Annotated in this window: 2 protein-coding genes; both read right to left on the minus strand. The window is 68.6% G+C overall.

Going from position 1 to position 2,317, the window contains the following annotated elements; all coding sequences use genetic code 11:
* Positions 1-625, minus strand: a 625-nt coding sequence (locus tag HMPREF0731_RS21410) for an SLC13 family permease (protein ID WP_007006337.1), incomplete at its 3' end; no start/stop codon positions are given.
* A gap of 245 nt (positions 626-870) precedes the next feature.
* The gene (gene ahcY, locus HMPREF0731_RS21415) at positions 871-2,175 is read right to left on the minus strand and encodes an adenosylhomocysteinase (protein WP_007006338.1); all 1,305 of its coding nucleotides are present in this window, start codon (positions 2,173-2,175) and stop codon (positions 871-873) included.
* Positions 2,176-2,317 lie beyond the last annotated feature (142 nt).

Genomic DNA, 2,317 nt, shown 5'->3' on the forward strand with positions numbered 1-2,317 from the left:
CGCCCGCCGCGGCGATGCGCCGCTGCTCGCGCAGCCCGAGCAGCGCGGCCAGCGCCAGCAGCAGCACCACCCCGGCCGCCTGCACCGGGATCAGCGGCCGCCACAGCTCCGTCACCTCGATGCCGGTGACGGCGGCGGCGCGGCCGAGCGGCCCGGCCCAGGGCATCATGTTGAAGATGCCGGCGCCGGTCGCCAGCATCATCAGCATCAGATAGGGGTTCATGCCGAGGCGGCGGTAGAGCGGCAGCAGCGCCGGCACGGTCAGCAGGAAGGTGGTGGCCCCCGCCCCGTCCAGATGCGCCAGCATGCCGATCACCGCCGTGCCCATGGTGACCGCCACGACATTGCCGCGGGTCAGCGCCACCAGGCCGCGGATCAGCGGGCGGAACAGCCCGGCATCCTGCAGCACCCCGAAGAAGGTGATGGCGAAGATGAACATGGTGGCGACCTGCATCACCCGGCGCAGCCCGTCGCCGAAGAAGCCGCTGATCTCGCCCAGGCCGAAGCCGGCCAGCAGGGCGCCGGCCAGCGGCACCAGCGACAGCGCCAGCAGCGGCGAGGCCCTGCCGAGCAGCAGCAGGACCACGACGCTGAGGATGGTGAGTAGACCGATCAGGGCCAGCAACGCTTCGCTCCTCCTTCTGGCGGCGGCCGCGTCCGGAAGCGTGGCGGCCCGGCCGGGGCTTAACCCAGGGGGCCGCAGGGCGCCGGATCACGAACCCGCCAGCCGGACGGAACCGGTCCGCCGGCAGGCGGGGAGGGGAGGGAAGCCGGGGTGAGGCAGGGCAGGGGGCTGTCCGCCTCCGCCAGGCCCGGGCCGTGCGGCCCGGAGCGGCGGCGCCACCCCCGGAAGGTGGCGCCGCGCCGGTCTCAGTAGCGGTATTCTTCGTGCTTGAACGGGCCGGAGACCGGCACGCCGATATACTCCGCCTGCGCCGCCGACAGCTTGGTCAGCTGCGCGCCGACCTTGGCGAGGTGCAGCGCCGCCACCTTCTCGTCCAGCTTCTTGGGCAGGGTGTAGACCTTGCACTCGTAGTTCTTGTGGTTGGTCCACAGCTCGATCTGCGCCAGCGTCTGGTTGGAGAAGCTGGCGGACATCACGAAGCTCGGATGGCCGGTGGCGTTGCCGAGGTTCACCAGCCGGCCTTCCGACAGCACGATCAGGCGCTTGCCGTCGGGGAAGATGACCTCGTCCACCTGCGGCTTGACGTTGTCCCACTGGAAGTTGCGCAGCGCGCCGATCTGGATCTCGGAATCGAAGTGACCGATGTTGCAGACGATGGCGCGGTGCTTCATCGCGCGCATGTGGTCCAGCGTGATCACGTCGATGTTGCCGGTGGCGGTGACGAAGATGTCGCCCTTCGGCGCGGCATCCTCCATCGTCACCACCTCATAGCCTTCCATGGCGGCCTGCAGGGCGCAGATCGGGTCGGCCTCGGTCACCATGACGCGGCAGCCGGCGTTGCGCAGCGACGCCGCCGAGCCCTTGCCCACATCGCCATAGCCGGCGACGACGGCGACCTTGCCGGCCATCATCACGTCGGTGCCGCGGCGGATGGCGTCCACCAGGCTCTCGCGGCAGCCATAGAGGTTGTCGAACTTCGACTTGGTGACGCTGTCGTTCACGTTGATGGCCGGCACCTTCAGCGTGCCCTTCTTGGCCATCTCCCACAGCCGGTGCACGCCGGTCGTCGTCTCCTCCGACAGGCCGCGGACATTCTTCAGCAGCTCGGGATACTTGTCGTGCATCAGCACGGTGAGATCCCCGCCATCATCGAGGATCATGTTGATCTCCCAGCCATCCGGGCCGCGGACGGTCTGCTCGATGCACCACCAGAACTCCTCCTCGTTCATGCCCTTCCAGGCGAAGACGGGGATGCCGGCGGCGGCGATGGCGGCGGCGGCGTGGTCCTGGGTGGAGAAGATGTTGCAGGACGACCAGCGGACCTCGGCGCCGAGCGCGGTCAGCGTCTCGATCAGCACGGCGGTCTGGATCGTCATGTGCAGGCAGCCGGCGATGCGGGCGCCCTTCAGCGGCTGGGACGGGCCATATTCCTCGCGGATGGCCATCAGGCCGGGCATCTCGTCCTCGGCCATCGAGATCTCCTTGCGGCCCCATTCGGCCAGGGAGATGTCCTTCACCTTGTAGTCGCTGAAACCGCTCTTGAGGGGCATGGCTGTTCTCCGAATCTGCCGGCGCGGATAGCACAGCCCCGCCCCGCCGAACAGGCTGAGACACGAGTCATAAGGATGTGTTTATGTCTTTCGGCCGGCGCGCTGAAGCGCGGGGGAGAGCCCCATCAGACAGAAAGAAGTG

The sequence above is a fragment of the Pseudoroseomonas cervicalis ATCC 49957 genome (genome assembly GCF_000164635.1).
Classification (GTDB): domain Bacteria; phylum Pseudomonadota; class Alphaproteobacteria; order Acetobacterales; family Acetobacteraceae; genus Pseudoroseomonas; species Pseudoroseomonas cervicalis.